This is a genomic window from Streptomyces sp. NPDC044984 (assembly GCF_040646935.1).
Taxonomy (GTDB): Bacteria; Actinomycetota; Actinomycetes; order Streptomycetales; family Streptomycetaceae; genus Streptomyces.
The window spans coordinates 1-17,267 of record NZ_JBEZBE010000052.1; the positions used below are offsets into that span (position 1 = coordinate 1).

14 protein-coding genes are annotated in these 17,267 nt (G+C 73.5%); all 14 read right to left on the reverse strand.

Going from position 1 to position 17,267, the window contains the following annotated elements; translation table 11 throughout:
* Positions 1–210 precede the first annotated feature (210 nt).
* The gene (locus AB0A94_RS35275; protein WP_361750645.1) at positions 211–819 is read right to left on the reverse strand and encodes a TIGR00730 family Rossman fold protein; all 609 of its coding nucleotides are present in this window, start codon (positions 817–819) and stop codon (positions 211–213) included.
* Complete coding sequence (locus AB0A94_RS35280) at positions 806–1,540, reverse strand: SDR family oxidoreductase (RefSeq protein ID WP_361750647.1); 735 nt, start codon at positions 1,538–1,540, stop codon at positions 806–808. The genes AB0A94_RS35275 and AB0A94_RS35280 overlap by 14 nt, the downstream gene beginning before the upstream one ends.
* Positions 1,540–2,163, reverse strand: coding sequence for a class I SAM-dependent methyltransferase (locus AB0A94_RS35285; RefSeq protein WP_361750649.1), 624 nt, complete (start codon positions 2,161–2,163; stop codon positions 1,540–1,542). The genes AB0A94_RS35280 and AB0A94_RS35285 overlap by 1 nt, the downstream gene beginning before the upstream one ends.
* A complete protein-coding gene (locus tag AB0A94_RS35290; RefSeq protein WP_361750651.1) occupies positions 2,160–3,242 on the reverse strand; it encodes an HAD-IIIC family phosphatase in 1,083 nt (360 codons plus the stop codon). The genes AB0A94_RS35285 and AB0A94_RS35290 overlap by 4 nt, the downstream gene beginning before the upstream one ends.
* Positions 3,243–3,739: 497 nt before the next feature.
* Entirely contained in the window at positions 3,740–4,903 is a 1,164-nt protein-coding gene (locus AB0A94_RS35295) for an acyl-CoA dehydrogenase family protein (protein WP_361750653.1), read from the reverse strand.
* Positions 4,900–5,163, reverse strand: a complete 264-nt coding sequence (locus AB0A94_RS35300) for an acyl carrier protein (RefSeq protein ID WP_361750655.1) — start codon at positions 5,161–5,163, stop codon at positions 4,900–4,902. The genes AB0A94_RS35295 and AB0A94_RS35300 overlap by 4 nt, the downstream gene beginning before the upstream one ends.
* Positions 5,164–5,167: 4 nt before the next feature.
* Positions 5,168–6,010 carry a 3-hydroxyacyl-CoA dehydrogenase family protein gene (locus AB0A94_RS35305; RefSeq protein ID WP_361750657.1) on the reverse strand — a complete coding sequence of 281 codons (843 nt, stop codon included), beginning with the start codon at positions 6,008–6,010 and terminating at the stop codon, positions 5,168–5,170.
* Positions 6,007–9,015: a beta-ketoacyl synthase N-terminal-like domain-containing protein gene (locus tag AB0A94_RS35310; RefSeq protein ID WP_361750659.1), complete on the reverse strand. Its 3,009-nt coding sequence runs from the start codon at positions 9,013–9,015 to the stop codon at positions 6,007–6,009. Before AB0A94_RS35310 ends, AB0A94_RS35305 begins: the two co-directional genes overlap by 4 nt.
* Before the next feature lie 6 nt (positions 9,016–9,021).
* On the reverse strand, positions 9,022–11,388 hold the full coding sequence (locus tag AB0A94_RS35315) for a non-ribosomal peptide synthetase (RefSeq protein WP_361750661.1): 2,367 nt from the start codon (positions 11,386–11,388) through the stop codon (positions 9,022–9,024).
* On the reverse strand, positions 11,388–12,878 hold the full coding sequence (locus AB0A94_RS35320; protein WP_361750663.1) for an NAD(P)/FAD-dependent oxidoreductase: 1,491 nt from the start codon (positions 12,876–12,878) through the stop codon (positions 11,388–11,390). The genes AB0A94_RS35315 and AB0A94_RS35320 overlap by 1 nt, the downstream gene beginning before the upstream one ends.
* A complete protein-coding gene (locus AB0A94_RS35325; protein WP_361750665.1) occupies positions 12,871–13,860 on the reverse strand; it encodes a phosphotransferase in 990 nt (329 codons plus the stop codon). The genes AB0A94_RS35320 and AB0A94_RS35325 overlap by 8 nt, the downstream gene beginning before the upstream one ends.
* Positions 13,857–15,113 carry a hypothetical protein gene (locus AB0A94_RS35330; protein WP_361750667.1) on the reverse strand — a complete coding sequence of 419 codons (1,257 nt, stop codon included), beginning with the start codon at positions 15,111–15,113 and terminating at the stop codon, positions 13,857–13,859. The genes AB0A94_RS35325 and AB0A94_RS35330 overlap by 4 nt, the downstream gene beginning before the upstream one ends.
* Before the next feature lie 2 nt (positions 15,114–15,115).
* Complete coding sequence (locus tag AB0A94_RS35335) at positions 15,116–16,093, reverse strand: transketolase C-terminal domain-containing protein (RefSeq protein ID WP_361750668.1); 978 nt, start codon at positions 16,091–16,093, stop codon at positions 15,116–15,118.
* A gap of 10 nt (positions 16,094–16,103) precedes the next feature.
* Positions 16,104–16,883: a transketolase gene (locus AB0A94_RS35340; RefSeq protein ID WP_361750670.1), complete on the reverse strand. Its 780-nt coding sequence runs from the start codon at positions 16,881–16,883 to the stop codon at positions 16,104–16,106.
* Positions 16,884–17,267 lie beyond the last annotated feature (384 nt).

Here is a 17,267-nt window from a genome sequence, read left to right on the forward strand (position 1 = left end):
CACCACTCGTCCTTCGCCGGGCTGAGCGAGCCTCCCGCGGGCGGGTCACCGCGGGCGGGTCACCGCGGGCGGGTCACCGCGGGCGGGTCACCGCGGGCGGGTCACCGCGGGCGGGTCACCGCGGGCCGGCACCGGACCGCCGCCGAACGCGGCGCCACCCGGCCGGCCCGGGAGGCCCGGCGACCGGCCGTGCCCGGGGCGCCGCGGACGTCATGGGGCCGCCTGCGTGCCCTGTCGATCGCCCGCCAGCGCCAGCGCGCCGGCCGCGGCCTCGGCCACCATGTCGAGCGCCTGCTCCGGTGTCCGGGCCACGCGCAGGATGCCGGCGTCGCGCACGAAGCCCCGTCTCCCCAGCCGCTCCACGTAGCCGAGCAGGGGCGACCAGTCGTCGTCCACGTCCAGGAGCACGAGAGGGCCGACGTCCTGCCCGAGTGCGGCCATGGACACCACTTCGAGCACCTCGTCCAGCGTGCCGTAACCGCCGGGAAGCGCGACGAAGGCGTCCGCGCGGTCGATCATGACGCGCTTGCGTTCCAGGAGGTCCTTCGTGAGCACGATCTGCTGCGGCGGCAGGTGGTCGCCCATCTCCTTGGCACGCAGGAACTCCGGGATGACCCCGAGGATCGACGCGCCGCCCCCGGCCGCGCCACGCGCCACCGCGCCCATCAGGCCGGCCCCGCCCGCCCCGTAGACCAGCCGGTGGCCGCGGGCGGCCAGGCCGGCACCGAGCGCGGTGGCGGCGTGGACGTACCGCTCCGACGGTCCCGTGGAGAAGCCGCAGAAGACTCCGAGCGCCAGGGGGTTCTCAGAGGTATCCATAGCTGAGCCAGCCTCCGTCGACGACCAGGGTCTGGCCGTTCATGTAGTCGGCTGCGGGTGAGGCCAGGAACAGGACGGGGCCGACGATGTCGGCCGGCCGGCCGCGCCTGCCGGAGGGAATGCGTCCGACGATGGCGTCCTCGTCGAGCGCGGCCGGATGCGGGGTCTCGATGCGGATCATGCCGGGGGCGACCGCGTTGACGTTGACGTTGCGCGCCGCCCACTCCACCCCCAGGCTGCGGGTCAGCTGGAGCACGCCACCCTTGCTCGCGGCGTACAGCGCCCGTTCCGGGAACGCGGTGTAGGAGAGCAGCGAGCAGAAGTTGACGATCTTGCCGTGGCCTTGGTCGAGCAGGTGCCTGCCGAAGATCTTGCAGGCCAGGAACGTGCCCATGACGTTGGTCTCCAGCAGGGCCCGCGCGGATTCCGCCGGGAAGCCGGTGGTGGGCCCGAGGTCGAAGACGCCCGCGGCGTTGACGAGGACGTCCACGCCGCCGAACCCTTCGACCACCCGCTCGGCCGCCTCGCACAGCGCCGCCTCGTCCGCGACGTCCACGGCCAGGGCCATGCTCTTGGAGCCGAGTTCCTCGATCTCGCCCGCCACCGAATCCACCTGGGAGCCGGTGCGGGCCAGCACCGCCACGCTCGCGCCTTCCGCCGCGAAGCCGAGGGCGACCGCACGCCCGATACCCCGGCCGCCGCCGGTGACCACGACCCGCATCAGCGGGCCCGGAACTCGCCGAACCAGTGCAGCTGGTCCGGCTTGGTGCGGGTGGGCACGTTGCGGTACACGTACAGCGCCACGCACTCGAACCGGTCGGCGGTGAACGTGGTGAGGATGTCCTCGCTGGTGATCCGGCGCGGGCCGGTGCCCGGCACCATCTTGTCGGAGAAGGAGTTCAGCAGGAACAGGCCGCCGGGCTTGAGCAGGCGGTGCACCTCGTCCGCGTAGCGCGACCTGGCTTCGTCACGCATGTTGTGGAACACGAACGAGTCGGTGACGACGTCGGCCGAGGAGTCCGGCAGCGGGACGTCGAGCACGTCGCCCTGAATGAACTCGACGTCGGCGCCGGCCAGTTCGGCCCAGCGGCCGGCCCGTGCGACGGCGTCCGGGGACAGGTCGACGCCGGTGACGTCCAGGCCCTGCACGGACAGGAAGACGGCGTCGACACCGGGGCCGCTGCCGAGGTCGATCAGGCGCTGACCCGGCTTGAGCGTGCCGTCGATCACCCGCTTGATCAGTTCCAGGCCCGGGGAGGCGTTGAACCAGGAGAGGTTGGCCAGCGGCTCGTCGGCGTAAACGGAGGAGAACGTGTCGGTCCAGCTCTGTGTGAAGGCAGTCATCGGGTGACCTCCTGGGTCGGGCCGCTGAGCGCGGCCGCGGTGTCCTCGGTGACGAGGCGGACGTAGCCGGGTACGACCGGGATCCGGTCGTCCGGCAGGGTGAGGACGACGCGGTCCTCGGAGCGGGACGCGACAGCGAATCCCGCGAACCGGTAGGTGACGAGCATCTGCCGGTTCCGGTCGGTGGGCCGGAAGTGGGCCACGGTGCGGGCACCGTGCGCGGCGGCGATGCGGGCGAGCGCCGCGATGAGTGCGGTGCCGACGTTGCGGCCCATGACCCGGCAGGACATCAGCAGCAGCCGGATCGTCCACTCGGGTCCGGTGGACAGCACGGCCAGCCCGATGGTGCCGTACGTGCCGAAGCGGTCGTCGAGTTCGGCGACGATCACCCGGTGGCCGGGGTCCCGCACCAGCTCGGCCAGTTCGTCCCGGTCGAAGGTGATGCCGGTGGTGTTGAGCTGGTGGGTGCGCCGGGTCAGCTCCGCCGCGCGGTCGAGGTCGCCCTCGGTCGCGTCGCGCACCCGCAACGTCATCTCCAGCGAGGACAGGAACTCCTCGGCCGGGCCCTGGAACGCCTCCTCGTGTCCGCGGCGGCGGTCCTCGGCCTGGTACATCTCCCGGCGGCGGGCGGCGTCGGCGGTCACCTGCCGCGGCAGGACCCGGCCGCCGGCGACCAGTTCGTGCAGCTCCTCCCGTGTCACGCAGCGGACTTCGGGCAGTGCCGCGGCCACCTCGGCGCGTTCGAACTCCGAGTCGTCGACGAACAGCACACTGTCGGCGCCGATGTTGAGCACTTCCAGCAGCGTGCGCAGCGCGGCCGACTTGGCGGACCAGCCGAGCTGCGGGTGCAGGAAGTACCCGTCGAGCCCGAAGCCGCGCAGCCGCTCCTCGGCGGGGCCGGGTTCGTTGCGGCTGGCGACGGACTGGAGGATGCCGTGCTCGTCCAGGACGCGTACGAGGGTGCGGTTGGCGTCGGGCACGCGGAGTTCGTCGCCCTCCAGGAGCGTGCCGTCCCAGAGGGTGTCGTCCAGGTCCCAGACCACGCATTTGACGGTGTTCTCGGCCGAGGCCGGGGTCATCACTGCTCTGCCTTCCTGCTTGGGTCGTCCCAGCCGTTCGTAGGGGTGTGGGGCTCAGGGGAGCCGGGTGTGGCTTTCATCGCTGTGCCGTCCGTGGCTCGGGCGGCCTGGCCGCCCGGCTCCCACGACGACTCGGCCGCCGCTTGGGAAGTGCGGACAGGTCGCCGTGTGGAGCAATGCCGGCGAGGTCGTCCGTGGTGCGCACGACAGATACGACCTCAGGAGCACGATGAGCCGGATACGGGCCGGGACCGGCTGCCGGACCACGGACGCAGGAGTGCAACTGCCGGGCCGGGTGAGGGAAGGGACGGTGCGCGGCCCGTCTGTTCGAAGGGCTCAAGGCCCCGGCCCGCAGCGGAGCTCGGCACCGTCCCCGGGTGCCCATGGGGCTCGCATGCGCCGCGGCCTCCAGCCGGTCCGCCCCGACGACGATGCCACCGTCGAGCTGAGGCTCCTGACCGATCGCCGAGCCGACCTCGCTCAAGTCGTACCTCCTGTTACGAGTGCCACTTGACGTCGGCATGGGGAAGCCCTCCTTTCCCCGTGGCGTCCGGGTCGCGCAGCAGCGCGGCGGCCACGACGTCCTGGAGCACCTCGGTGGGCCCCTCGATCACCTCGTGCACCCGGGCCGCGGCGACCAGCCGGGCCAGCGGGTGGTCCTCGCTCTGGCCCTCGGCGCCCAGCAGACGCGAGGCGGTGGCGGTCGCGCTGCTGGCCGCCCGGGAGGCCAGCAGCTTGGCGCCGGCGGCGGTGACCGCCGCCGTCGGCGCGCGGTCCTGGACCTCCCGCGCCGCCGACCGCACGTAGTGGGTCGCGGACTCGGTGGCGAGGGCGGCGTCGGCGAGCAGTCCGCGCACCAGCTGGTGGTCGCCGAGCCGGCGGCCCCCCGTGGAGCGGGTGGCCGCGTGGCCGACGGCCAGGTCGAGCGCGGCCCGTGCGATGCCCGCCGCCCCCGCCGCGACGCAAAGCCGGCCCAGGGTCAGGCACGACGTCGCGACGAACGGGATGCCGGTGCCCGGCCGCCCCACCGCACGGGCGGCGGGGGCGGTCGCGCCGTCGAAGGTGACTCGGGCCAGCTGCGCGGCCCGCAGGCCCGCGGTGCGGGGTTCGGGCTCGACCCGCACCGCGCTGCCCGCGTCCACCAGCGCGCAGCTGTCCAGGCCCTCGGTGCGGCCGAAGACGAGGTAGGCGTCGGCGATCCGGCCGAAGGACAGCCAGCGCTTCTCCCCGGTGACGCGCAGGGTGTCGCCGTCCCGGTCGATGGTGGTGGCCAGTGCCCCGGCGTCGGCTCCGCCGCTGGTCTCGGTGAGGGCGAAGGCGGCGAGGACCCGTCCGGTGGCCAGCTCGGGCAGGAGTGCGTCGCGGGTCTCCCGTACCGCCCAGCGGTGCAGGGCGTGGCAGACCATGGTGTGGACCACCAGCAGGCTGTGCAGGCTCGGCGAGGCGGCGGCCACCAGCCGGTGCACCTCGGTGACGTCCACCAGCGGGAGGTCGCCGCCGTGGTGCGCGGTGCCGACGGTCATGCCGAGCAGTCCGTGCCCGGCCAAGCGCTCGACGTCCTCGCGCGGTACGGCCCCCGCCCGTTCCCAGGCCGTGGCCCGGTCGGCGAACCACACGTCCCGCAGCACGTCGAGGACCGCTTCCGGCACGGTGGCGGTCACGCGGCCACCCGCCGGGTGACCAGGGCGGCCAGTCCCCGCACGGTGTCGAAGTTGAGCAGTTCCAGGTCCTCGTAGGCCACCTCGACCCGGAAGGTGCGCTCGACGAAGTCGACCATCTGGACCGCGGCGATCGAGTCGAGGACGCCCCCGGAGATCAGCGGCCGGTCGTCCTCGATGTCCGGGCGGCCGCTGAGCCGGGCGATGAACTCCCGCACCACGGAGGTGATCTCTTCGTTCGCGGGCGTGTTCTCAACAGTCATCGTGTCAGTTCCCGTCGTAGGAGTAGAAACCGCGGCCGCTCTTGATCCCGGTCCGGCCCTCGGCGACCATCCGGCGCAGGTGCGGGTGGGTGGCGAACTCGGCGGTCCCGTAGTGCTCGTGCAGGACCTCGAGGGTGCGCACGACCGTGTCGAGGCCGATCAGGTCGGCGGTGCGCAGCGGCCCGGAGGTGTGCCCGAGGCAGCCCTTGAACAGCTCGTCGACCTGGTTCGGGGTGGCGACGCCGTCCGCGACGACGGCGGCCGCGAGGTTGACCACCGGCATCAGCACGCGGTTGATGACGAAGCCGGGGGCGTCGTTGACCACGACGGAGCGCTTGCCCATGCGGTCCAGCAGGTCCTCGACGTCGGCCAGCGCACCGTCCGAGGTGGACGGGGCGCGGACGACCTCGACCATGTCGATGCGGTCGACCGGGTTCATGAAGTGCACGCCGACCACGCGGCCGGGGTCGGTGAGGCGCTCCGCCAACCGCGCGATGGGGATGGCGGAGGTGTTGGCGGCGATGGTCACGCCGGGGGCCAGCACCTTGTCCAGCAGCGGATACAGCTCGCGCTTGCCCGCTTCCGACTCGGTGGTGTTCTCCACCACGAATCCGGCGCCGGCCACGTCGGTCAGGTCGGAGCTGAGGCGGATGTCCAGCGGGCGCGGTCCCCGGCCGCCCAGCAGCGCGGCCAGCCGCTCGTGCCGGCGTACGGCCGCGCGGGCCGCGTCCAGCGCGGTGGCGTCGGTGTCGACGAGGGTGACGGCGCAGCCCGACGCCGCAGCGGCGTGGGCGACGCTGGAGCCGATGACACCGGCTCCGATCACTCCGAGCGTGAGTGTGCTCATGACGCTGGGCTCCCGTGGTCGAGGGGTTCCGGTTCGTGCTCGGCTTCGTGTTCGGCGGTGGCGAGCCAGTTCTGGATCTCGCGCGTCATGCCGCCGAGGGTCGCGGAGGCGAAGACGACGGAGGGCGGCACGGATCGTCCGGTGAGTTCCTTGAGGCCGGCGATCAGGTGCACGCCCATCAGGGAGTCGCCGCCGAGGTGGAAGAAGTGGTCGTCGGGGTGCACCCGGCGCAGTCCGAGGAGGACCCGGAAGCGGTGGGCGAGGAACTGCCCGACGGTGGACCCTCCCTCCTCCTCCGGCGGCGCGGGCGCGGGGGCCTCGGGCCCCGGCTCGGCCTGCCGCGCGGCGGCGGGCGCCGGCCAGTGGCCGGCGGGCGGCTCGGTGTCGGGCAGGTACCGGCGGCGCAGCAGGGCGCGCGGGGGCAGGACGGTTCGGCGCGCCGGGGCGCGGCGCAGGCGCGGCCAGTCGGCCTCGACCCCGTGGGCCCACAGTTCCCCCAGCGCCTCCAGCAGGATCTGCCGGTCACCGGCGTTCTCGTAGGACTGCCGTACGGTGCGCACGCACACGGCGTCCGGGTCGGCCTGGGCGATCCAGGGGCGTGCGGTCCCCGGTCCCACCTCGACCAGGACCCGGTGCCGGGACAGGGCCAGTCCGGCGGCCGTACGGAACCGCACCCGGCTCACCATGTGGTCGCGCCAGTAGCCGGGGTCGGGCACCTCTCCGTCCAGCCACGCGCCGAGCACGCTCGAAGCGATGGGGATACGGGCCGGCGCCAGGTCCACGTGGCGCAGATCCTCGCCGAGGAGGGCGGCGGCGCCCGCCAGTTGCGGTGTGTGGAAGGGATGCGTGGCGTCCACGGGCAATGTGGTGAACCCCTCGGCGCGCAGCCGGTCGGCCAGCGCCGATACGGCCTCCGGCCGGCCGGAGAACACGCAGTGGCTCGGCCCGTTCTCCGCCGCGATCCAGGTGTCCTCCACGGCATGGTGCTCCACCTCCTCCGCGGCGGCGAGCACGCCGAGCATGGCGCCTGGCCCGGCGGTCCCGACCAGGTCGGCCCGGCGGGCGACGGCGGCCATCGCCTCCTCCGGTCCGATGACCCCGGCCAGCACCGCCGCCACCCACTCCCCCAGGCTGTGGCCCAGCAGCGCGGCCGGGCGGACCCCGAGGTCCATGAGCGTGCGGGCCATGGCGTACTCCATGCAGAACAGCGAGAGGTGCACCTCGCGCAGTTCCCGGGGCGCGGGTGCCGGGCCGTCGCGCCGCAGCAGGGCGCGCAGGTCCACGCGGTCGCCCCGATGGTCCGGCCGGGCCGGCTCGGTGGTGAACGACCGGCCCACGGCGCCGTCGGTCAGCGTGTCCGCCACGGCCACGACGGCCTGGAGGTGGCTCGCGAACAGCGGGTCCGTACAGGCCAGTTCGGCGCCCATGCCCGGGTAGTGGCTGCCGAGTCCCGGCAGCACGAACACGACCTCGGGGGTGTCGGCTGCGGCATGCCCGCGCTGGATGCGCAACCGGTCACCGTCGAACGCCCCGGCGACCTCCTCCGGGGAGCGCACCACGGCGTACGCGCGGTGCGGATAGCGGTAGCGCGCTGTCTGGGTCGTCCACGCCGCGTCGGCGAGCCGCGCGGGATTCTCGCCCAGGTGGTCGCGGAGAGCGGCCAGGTCGGCGTCCAGGGTGTCCGGGTGGTGGCTGGACACCAGCAGCAGCTCGGCATCCCGCGAGGGCGGTGTCACCGGTGCGGGAAGCGCCTCCTCCAGCACCACGTGGCAGTTCGTGCCGCCCAGCCCGAAAGCGCTCACCCCGGCCCGTCGCGGCCGGCCGGGCACCGCGGGCCAGTCCATGGCCTCTCCCAGTGGCCGCAGCGGGCTGGAACAGGCCGCCAGGTCGGCGGGCAGCCGCTCGAAGTGCGGGGTGGCGACGAGGCGCCGGTGGCGCAGCGAGAGCACCGCCTTGGCGAAGCCGGCCAGGCCCGCCGCCTCCCGCAGGTGCCCGAGTCCGCCTTTGGCCGCCCCGACGTGGACGGGGTGGCCGGCCTCGGCGAACACCTCGGCCAGTGCCGACCACTCGGTGGAGTCCCCGATCCGGGTTCCGCTGCCGTGCGCCTCCACGTAGTCGATGTCCCCGGGCCCGAGTCCGGCCACGTCCAGGGCGGCCCGGATCACCTCGGCCTGGGCGGCGGCGTCGACCCCGGCGAAACCCGACTTGCCGGAGCCGTCGTTGTTCATGGCGCTGCCCCGCACCACGGCCCAGATCTCGTCGCCGTCGTCCACCGCGTCGGCCAGCCGCTTGAGGACGACGGCGCCGACCCCGTCGCCGGGTACGGACCCGCCCGCCGCCGCGTCGAAGGGGCGGCACACCCCGTGCGGGGAGCCGATGCCGCCGAGCGGGGCGTCGTAGCCGCCGGGGGCGGGGACGCGGACCGAGGACACGGCGGCCACGGCCAGGTCACTGCCACGGCCGAGCAGGTCCTGCACGGCGAGGTGGACGGCGGTCAGCGCGGTGGAGCAGGCCGACTGCACGGTGACGGCGGCGCCCTGGAGGCCGAGCCGGTAGGCGACCCGGGTGGCGGCGTAGTCTCCGCGGTTGGCGACCTCCAGGGACTGGGCGTCCACACCGGGGCGGCCGGCCAGCGCGCCGCCGACCCACCGCTCGTAGTCGTTGTGGCCGACCCCGGCGTACACGCTGACCGCCGTCGTCCGGGCCCGGTCGACGTTGGCCGTGGTCAGCGCCTCGTCGACGGCTTCCAGCAGCAGGCGCTGCTGCGGGTCGGTCAGCAACGCCTCCGACGCGGCGATCCCGAAGCGGTCGCGGTCGAAGTGGCCGGGGCTCGGCACCGATCCGTAGGCGGGTACGAACGTGGCGGCCCTGGCGGTCTCCCGCCGGGTGATGCTGTCCTCGCCGGCTTCGAGGAGGGACCAGTACCGCGCCACGGTGTCGCAGCCCGGCAGCCGTACGGACAGGCCGACGACGGCGACGGCGTCCTCGTGGTCGAGCTCGTTCACCTCACATCACCTCCTTCGACGTGCTCGGCGGTCGGACGGCCGCCGGGCGGGTGGGCGAGCGGATTCCTCGGCGTCCAGCAGGCGGGCGTAGCCACGCGGGGTGCCGGCGGCGAACACGTCCGCCAGCGCGAACTGCCTGCCCGCCGCGGTCTCCAGCGCGCCGCGCAGCAGCATCAGGCGCAGCGAGTCGCCGCCGAGGGCGAAGAAGTCGTCGTCGAGGCCGACCTCGTCCAGCCCCAGGACGCGGGCCACGGTCTCGGCGGCCGTGCGCTGCCCGGGAGTTGCCGGTGCGGCGTAGGGCACGTCGAGTTCCGGACGGCCGCGAGGCACGACCCGCAGCGCCTTGCGGTCGATCTTGCCGCTGCCCAGCAGGGGCAGGGCGGGTACCGAGGCCAGCCGCGCCGGCACCATGAAGTCCGGCAGCCGCCCGGCCAGGTACTCGCGCAGCCGCTGGACGGGGATCTCCTCCCCCGCGGGCACCACGTAGGCGACGAGGGTGGCCCCCTGGTCGGGGTCCGGCGCGCTGACGACGGCGGCGTCGGCGACGCCCGGGTGTCCCCGCAGCACGGTCTCGACCTCCGCCGGCTCCACCCGCTGCCCGCGCACCTTGACCTGGTCGTCGATCCGGCCCAAATACTCCAGTTCGCCGCTGGGCAGGTACCGGGCGAGGTCCCCGGTGCGGAACACGACCGGAGGGTGACCGGGATCGTGCAGGTTGGGCAGGAACCGCTCGTCGGTCAGGTCCGGCCGTCCGAGGTAACCGTCGGACAGCCCGGGCCCGCCCGTACGGATCTCACCGGGGATGCCGGGCGGCACCAGGCGGCCCGCCGGGTCGCACAGGTACACGCGCATGTCGAGCGGGACACCGATGTTGGTGCCGGGGCCGCCGCTCCCGGGCGCGGCCGGGGCCGCGGTGCGGTGGCAGACGTAGTCGGCCTCGCTGAGGGTGTAGGTGTTGTGCACCTCGAATCCCAGCGACCGCAGTTCGCCCTCCAGGTCCTCGGGGAGCGCCTCGCCCCCGACGAACACGTGCCGCAGCGCGGGCGCCGTACGGAACGCGGGCTGGGTCAGCAGGAGCCGCAGCATCGACGGCACGAAGCTGACGGTGGTGATGCCCTCGTCGTGGATGAGCCGGGCGAGGTAGTGGTCGTCCAGGTCGCGGCCGGGCTCGGCCAGCACCGCGGTGCCGCCGCCGGCCAGCGGCCGGACGAACTCCCGGAAACTGATGGGGGACTTGAGCAAGTGCCGCTCCGTCGGACCGGGGCCGTAGAGGTCCTGTTCGAGCCGGATGCGGGAGGTGTGCATCCGGTGCGGGCGCACCACGGCCTTGGGGGTGCCGCTGCTGCCCGAGGTGAAGAGGACGTAGGCCGTGGTGTCGGGCCGTGCGGTGTCGGGCGGCGGGCCGGACGGCTGGTCGAGGGCGAGCAGGGCCTCGACCTTCCGGGCCTGCCCGCCGACCGCGGTGTGGCCGCTGGCGGTGGTGAGCACGGCCGCCGGGTCGGTGAGGGCGAGGATGTCCGCGACCCGCGGTGCGGGCAGTTTCGGGTCGAGGTAGACGAACGCGCCGCCCGCCTTCCAGATGCCCAGGACGGCGGTGAACAGGTCGAGGTCGCGCTCGCCGGTCAGCACCACGAGGTCTCCGGGCGCCCCGAGGTGCGGGAGCAGGGCGTGCGCGAACCGGTCGGAGGCCGCGTCCAGCTGGCCGTAGGTCAGTTCGGTGTCGCCGTACCGCAGCGCGACGGCGCCCGGCGTACGGGCGCTTTGCTCGCGGAAGAGGCGGTGCAGGGTGGTGTCGGCGTGCGGGGTGTGCGGGGCGTTCCAGGTCTCCAGCAGGAGCGTGCGCTCCGCCGGGAGCAGCAGTTCCACGTCGCCTGCCGGCCGGTCCGGGTGCACGGCGGTCTCGTGGGCGAGCAGTGACAGGTGTTCCGCGATCCGGTCGGCGCTGCCGACATCGAGCACGGCGGCGTCGTGCGCCAGGTCCAGCACGCCACCGTCGGCGGAGAGCGTCCAGACAGGCCGGCGGAGCACGGCCGGCGGCATCTCGGCGGGGGCCGGGAGGACGGCCGCGTACGGCTCGCCCTCGGAGGGCGGTGCGGCGGGCCGCGCCCGCACGGCGTGGGCGAGTTCGCCCAGCGGGCTGGTCTCCTGGTCCGCGTCGCTGTCGTGGCACACAGCGGTGCGGCCATCGCCGGCGACTCCGACGATGTCCCAGCCGACGCCGTAGCGGTGGAGCAGCAGGCGGCTCAGGGCGGCCAGCCGGGCCACCCCGTCGGGCCCCCGCAGCAGGGCTGCCGCCGGGGCGCTCAACCGTGCCGTGGCGTGCCGGGGCTGCGGCTCGCCGTGCTCGGGGACACGCTGCGGGAGAGTGATCATCACTGATCCCCACCTGTCACGGTCGCCATGCCGGCCCGGCGGCGCAGCACGGAGCGGGCCGCCGCCATGCCGGTCGCGGCGCCGTAGGTGATGCCGATGATCTTCGAGGAGCTGTCGCCGACGAAGTACAGGCCGGGGACGGAGGACTCCAGGTCGCCGGAGAGCTCGATGTCGGGGAAGAGCCGCTCGACGACGGGGGCGGCGACGGTGGCCGTGCCGGGCACGAGTCCCGGGTGCAGGGCGTTGAGCCGCTCGACCATGGCGAGCACGTCGCGGACCAGCGACGGGGGCAGGCACTCACGCAGATCGCCGTGGTGGTAGTTGATCAGGCTGGTGGTGAGTGGCCCCTCCGGAACCGGACGACCCGCCAGTTGGTCCACGGTGGACACGACGGGAAGTCCCCGGCCATAGTCTGCGACCCTGGCCGCGAACGCGGCGGCGTACTCGGTGCCGTCGGTCCCCTCCGGCAGGTCGATGGTGGTGAGGACACCCAGGTTGGACTTGCTGGTGGGCTGGTTGAGGCAGTGCTGCCCGTCGAGGGCGACGGCGTTCAGGAAGCCGTACTGCATGACCCGGCCGCCCCCGCAGACGCAGAACGTCCGCACGGAGTGTCCCTCCTCGTTGAGGAAGGACAGCTTCGGGTTGTGGCAGCCGTCCAGCAGGCGGGCGAGGTCCTCCCTGCGCGTCTCCAGGCGCACGCCGAGATCGACGCGGCGGCTGGGCCGGTGGCGCACGCCGATCCGGCCGATCAGCTCGCGCACCCACGGCAGGCCGAGCTTGCCCACGCCCACCACGACGTCGTCGGCGCGGAAGACGGCCGGCCCGCCGGGAGTGGCCGCGCGCACCTCGAATCCGCCGCCGTCCAGCGGCTCGACGTCCTCGGCGCGGTGGTGCAGCAGCACGCGGCCGCCGTTCTCCTCCAGTTCGGTCTTGAGGCGGGCGATGACGACCAGGGAGTCGTCCACGGTGACGCTCTGCGAGAGCGCGGTGTCGACGTGCTGGAAGATCGCACCGAAGGAGGCGTCCCGTTCGGCGTGGACGGGCTCGGCGGGCGGCAGGCCCAGTTCGTAGAGGGTGCGGTACGCCTCGGCGATCAGTTCCTCGGCGCGGTCGAACGAGCCGAGGGCGCGCTCCAGCCCGCTGTAGGAGCGGACCGTGCCGTCCGGTGCGGACTCGATCTTGGAGCGGGTGAGCGAGGAGATGTAGCCGAGGTTGGTGTCGAAGTGGAAGGCGGCTCCGCCCAGACCCGTCAGACAGGTGCAGCGGGGACACTGCAGGCGGAATTTCTCGGCGTCCCGCACGGACCGGCCGTCCATGCGGGCCACCAGGCGGGAGCACAGGCTCTCCCGCATGTCGCCGCCGGCCTCCAGCAGGGCGACGCGGCGGCCGGCCCGCACCAGGGTCAGGGCCGCGAACAGTCCGGCGGGGCCGCCGCCGATGACCACGGCGTCCGTACGGGCCGGTGTGGTGTCGGTATCGGTGTCAGACATGGTTGCTCCCGTCGACCGTGGGGCGCCGTTCGAGATAGCGCTCGAGGAAGGGGCGGTAGAAGAGCCGGCTGGTGTCGCGTCCTTCGGCCTCGATGCGCTCGATCAGCCACTGGCAGGTGAACGGCAGCAGGTCGAGCACGCGGTCGGGCCGCTGGCCGGTGTGGGCACCGTAGTGGCCGAGGCCGCGGGCCAGGACGGAGCCGAACCAGTGCTCGCCGCCGAAGACCTGGTCGTAGAGCCAGTCGAAGCCGTGCTCCTGGTAGTCGGGGAAGACCGCGAGCGCCGTCGTGACGAGCAGGTTGACGACGTCCATGGCCGCGATGCCGGTGGTGCGGTAGTCCTCGAAGTCCAGCACCCTGGCGGTGCCGTCACGCGGGTCGCAGCGGACGTTCCACGGGCCGAGGTCGCCGTGGGTCGGCGCGAGCAGCGCCGTGCGCAGCGCCTCGTCGGCGTACTGGACGCCGAACTCCGGCGTGCGGACGTAGTGGGCGGCCGTCTCCAGCGCCAGTCGGGGCGTACCGGAGACCGCGGGACCCGAGCGGTGCAGTTCGACGACGCGGTCCACCGCCGGGCGCAGCACCTGCCACAGACCGTCGGGGGTGTCCGCGGCCGCGGCGGCGGTGGGCAGGTCGACGCCGGGCAGGTAGCTCATGGTGAAGCCGCCCGCCAGCGCGTCGAGCGGAGCGGGGCAGCCCAGGGGCGACGGCGGCCGGAAGGAGCGCAGGACCTCGAACTCGCCGGCGAGCTTGGGGTCGCTGTGCGACAGCGGGATCTTGGCCACCGCCACGGCCTCGCCGTCGATGTCGAGACGGACGAACGTCCGGCGGCGGGCCTTGCGGGCGCTGGCGGGCGTCCAGGTGCTGGTGTTCACGCGCTCCGGCGACACCTCGCCCTGCCCGGTGCGTTCCCGGTGGGCGGCCAGCATGAGCCGGGTGATCTCGTCGGTGTCGACGGTGCGCTCAGCGAGGTCGGTGGCGGTCACGACGTCCTCCCGGCGGGAGTGAGGCGGTCACTGATGCGGGCCAGCAGGTCGGCCGGGGTGGGGCCGTCGAGGAGCTCGCCCAGCTCGTCGACGGCGGCGGCGCGTTCCTCGTTCGTCAGCTGCCGGTAGTCGGCCAGCCGCTTGTTCAAGTAGTCGGCGAACGAGCAATACTCGGCCTCGTCCGAGAGGAGTTCGCGGGTGAGCCGGTCCAGCGCCCGCGTCCCCCCCAGGTCGTCCTCCGGCACTTCGAACCGGGTGCCGAGGTCGATGAGGCTGGCCGCGTGGTCGGCGATCGCCGTGCCGCGCAGGGCCCGCAGGTTGGTGACGTGCCCGTAGTGCTGTTCGGGCAGCAGCAGCGGGAGCTTGCGCAGGATGACCGCCTCGTGCAGGGAGGTGAGGCTGGGCGGCACCGCGTACAGCGGGGCGTGGGCCAGGTGCCGCAGGAAGTCCTTGTGCGGCAGCATGGTGTACTCGATCCGGACGTCCCCGTGCGTCTCGGTCACAGGTTCGCGGAACGCACCACCGCACACCAGGATGCGGCGCAAATCGGGCTGTGTCACCGCGAGTTCGGCGACCCACCGGCGCAGCAGGTCGAGATAGGCGTTGTGCGACTCGTAGTCCAGGAAGAAGTTCTGGAAGCCGCCCAGGTTGATCAGCAGGTCGGGAAGGCGGTCCGGTGCGGGAGCGGACAGCGCGGACTCCAGCGCGTCCCGATCCACGATGGGGCCGCACAGCTGGAGGTGGCTCGCGCCCGCCTTGGTCAGGGAGTCGATGCGCGCCGGGACGCCGGGGAAGTTCTGCGCGTACGACCGGGTGGCCAGCAGATGGGCCACGAGAATGCGCTCGTGCGGCGTCAGCGTGTCGAAGACGAACCGCGCGGTCTCGTCGTCGGACCAGCGGACGAGCTGAGCGCGGGCGGCCAGTTCCTCGATACTGCGTTCGGTGAGCCAGAAGCTCAGCAGGCTGTCGAAGAACAGCACCGGCACCTCGGCGCGCACCGCCCAGAACACGAGTTCCGCGTCCATCACGCTGACCACGACGTCGGCCTCGGCCAGGCCGGCCGCGACGTCCTCGTACCGCTGGGTGTCGCCCTCCTCGATGCGGGTGAAGCGGTGCACGTGGCGCCGCGCGAAGTCCAGCGCCACGTCGCGGCCCGTGAAGTCGATCGTGGCGTCCTTGAACAGCGGCGATATGGCGGCCAGTTTGGAGATGGGGCCGAAGCCGCAGGCCTGGGCGCTGGAGAAGATCCTCATCGTCACGCTTCCCTCGTCTTCCGGTTGCGGTGGCTCAGTACGGCGGACCGGATGCTCTGACCATCGACGCCGTAGAAACGGAGAAGGTCCTGGTGGGCGGCGACCGGGGGGTACCGGTGGTCGGTGTGCAGGCTGATCAGCGCCGGCCCCCGGCGGCCGAGCGCGTCCGCCGTGCACGGGCCAAGACCGCCCTGCGGCAGGGACTCCGCCGCGGTCACGACGAGCGGCCGACTGCCGACGAGCTCCCGGACCGCGGCGGCGGGAAAGGGGTGCAGGGCGGTCACCGAGGCGACGGCCGCCGCCACCCCGTCCGCGGCCAGCCCGTCGGCGGCGTCCAGCGCCTCGGCCACGCACCGTCCGGTCGCCAGGACCAGGACGTCGTCGCCGTCCCGCAGCAGCCGGGGTTCGCGGGGGTCACCCCCGGAAGCCGCCGGCGGCAGCACGGGATCAGGCCGCGCGGACAGCCGTACGTAGGCCGGGCCCGAGGTGTCGGCCAGCACCGTCCGCACCACGCGGACGGCGTCGGCGGCGTCGGCGGGGCAGTACACCTCCATGCCGGGCATGGCCGACATCAGGGTGATGTCGTCCGTGGCGTGGTGGGTGGGGCCGAGCGGGCCGTAGCCGAGGCCGCCGCCCACGCCGAGCAGGACAACCGGCAGGCCGGGCACGCACACGTCCAACCGGATCTGCTCGTACGCCCGGCGGACCAGGAACGGCGCCATGGCGGCGGCCACCGGACGCAGGCCGGCGCGGGCCAGGCCCGCGGCGACGCCGACCAGGTTGGCCTCGGCGATGCCCACGTCCACGTAGCGGCGCGGGTCCCGCTCGATGACCTGGCCGAACAGGGCCCGTCCGTCCGCGCCCACGGTGATCAGGCCGGGGTCGGCGGCCACGGCGGCGGCCAGCACCGGGGCGAGCTCCGCGCGCATGCTCCGCGGCGCGGCGGACGCGGGGTGCGGCGGGATGGATGTGGTGGTCACGGTGCTCTCCTCACGCCGTCGCGGTCAGTGCGGCGACGGCGACGCGGTGCTGGGCGGCGTCCAGCACTCCCATGTGCCAGGCGGGGTCGCCCTCCGCGAAGGGAACGCCCTTGCCCTTGGTGGTGTGGGCGATCAGCACCGCCGGACCGTGCCCGGCTCCCAGCGCGGTGACGGCGTCGGCGACGGCCGCGACGTCGTGGCCGTCGCTCTCACCGACCCGCCAGCCGAAGGCACGCCACTTGTCCGCCAGGGGTTCCAGCGCGCAGACGTCTTCCGTGTCGCCCTCCTGTTGGAGGCGGTTGCGGTCGACGACGGCCACGAGGTTGCCGAGCCGGTGGTGGGCGGCGAACTGCGCCGCCTCCCAGTTACTGCCCTCGTCGAGCTCGCCGTCGCCCATGACCACGTACACCCGGCGGTCGCTGCCCGCGAGCCGCGCGCCCAGCGCCAGGCCGCTCGCGAGGGACAGGCCGTGGCCCAGCGCCCCGGTGGCCGCCTCGACCCCCGGGATGTCGTCCGACGGGTGCCCCGGAAGTTCGTCCAGGTCCGTGGTCAGCACGCCCAGTTCGGCGAGCACGGCGTACAGGCCGTAGGCGCCGTGGCCCTTGCTGAGGACGAGCAGATCGCGGTCCGGCCAGTCGGGGCGGGCCGGGTCACGACGCAGGACCCGGGTGTAGAGCGCGGCCAGCACGTCGATCAGCGAAAGCCCGGGACCCAGGTGGATGGCCTTGCGAGCCGCCAGTTCGACGACGCGGAGTCGGGCCCGCCTGGCCAGTTCGTCCGCGTTCGACATAAGGAACACTCCTCGCGAGAAAGGGGTCGGAATGAGCCGGATAAGCGCAGGGGAAAGCCGTCTGGATTATGGACACGGAAATGGCGTTCCAGGGTTTCCCGTGGAATTTTCCTGGTCAGCTCCCGTTGCGCGGTGCGATGCGGTTTCGGTACGCAGGCGTGGGACAACGCCACGATGTGGCCGGGAGTCCGGATTCCGCCGGAACGGCTTCCCGTAGACCTACAGGCATCCCTCCAGCTCCTGGCCGGAACCGGTCGGACGCCCGCCGGCGGTCGAGCACGGCCGTCTTTCCCGCTCCCGGTGGACCCGAAAGGAACGTGCCGCATTTTTGTATCAGACCGGATCGCCCGGTCGCCAGTGATGTAAATGCCATCTAAACGCCCG

Bases quoted from the DNA above. Each gene is read 5' to 3' on its own strand.
- AB0A94_RS35275 (WP_361750645.1), bottom strand. From the start codon at position 819: ATGGATACCTCTGAGAACCCCCTGGCGCTCGGAGTCTTCTGCGGCTTC.
- AB0A94_RS35280 (WP_361750647.1), bottom strand. From the start codon at position 1,540: ATGCGGGTCGTGGTCACCGGCGGCGGCCGGGGTATCGGGCGTGCGGTC.
- AB0A94_RS35285 (WP_361750649.1), bottom strand. From the start codon at position 2,163: ATGACTGCCTTCACACAGAGCTGGACCGACACGTTCTCCTCCGTTTAC.
- AB0A94_RS35290 (WP_361750651.1), bottom strand. From the start codon at position 3,242: ATGACCCCGGCCTCGGCCGAGAACACCGTCAAATGCGTGGTCTGGGAC.
- AB0A94_RS35300 (WP_361750655.1), bottom strand. From the start codon at position 5,163: ATGACTGTTGAGAACACGCCCGCGAACGAAGAGATCACCTCCGTGGTG.
- AB0A94_RS35305 (WP_361750657.1), bottom strand. From the start codon at position 6,010: ATGAGCACACTCACGCTCGGAGTGATCGGAGCCGGTGTCATCGGCTCC.
- AB0A94_RS35315 (WP_361750661.1), bottom strand. From the start codon at position 11,388: ATGATCACTCTCCCGCAGCGTGTCCCCGAGCACGGCGAGCCGCAGCCC.
- AB0A94_RS35320 (WP_361750663.1), bottom strand. From the start codon at position 12,878: ATGTCTGACACCGATACCGACACCACACCGGCCCGTACGGACGCCGTG.
- AB0A94_RS35330 (WP_361750667.1), bottom strand. From the start codon at position 15,113: ATGAGGATCTTCTCCAGCGCCCAGGCCTGCGGCTTCGGCCCCATCTCC.
- AB0A94_RS35340 (WP_361750670.1), bottom strand. From the start codon at position 16,883: ATGTCGAACGCGGACGAACTGGCCAGGCGGGCCCGACTCCGCGTCGTC.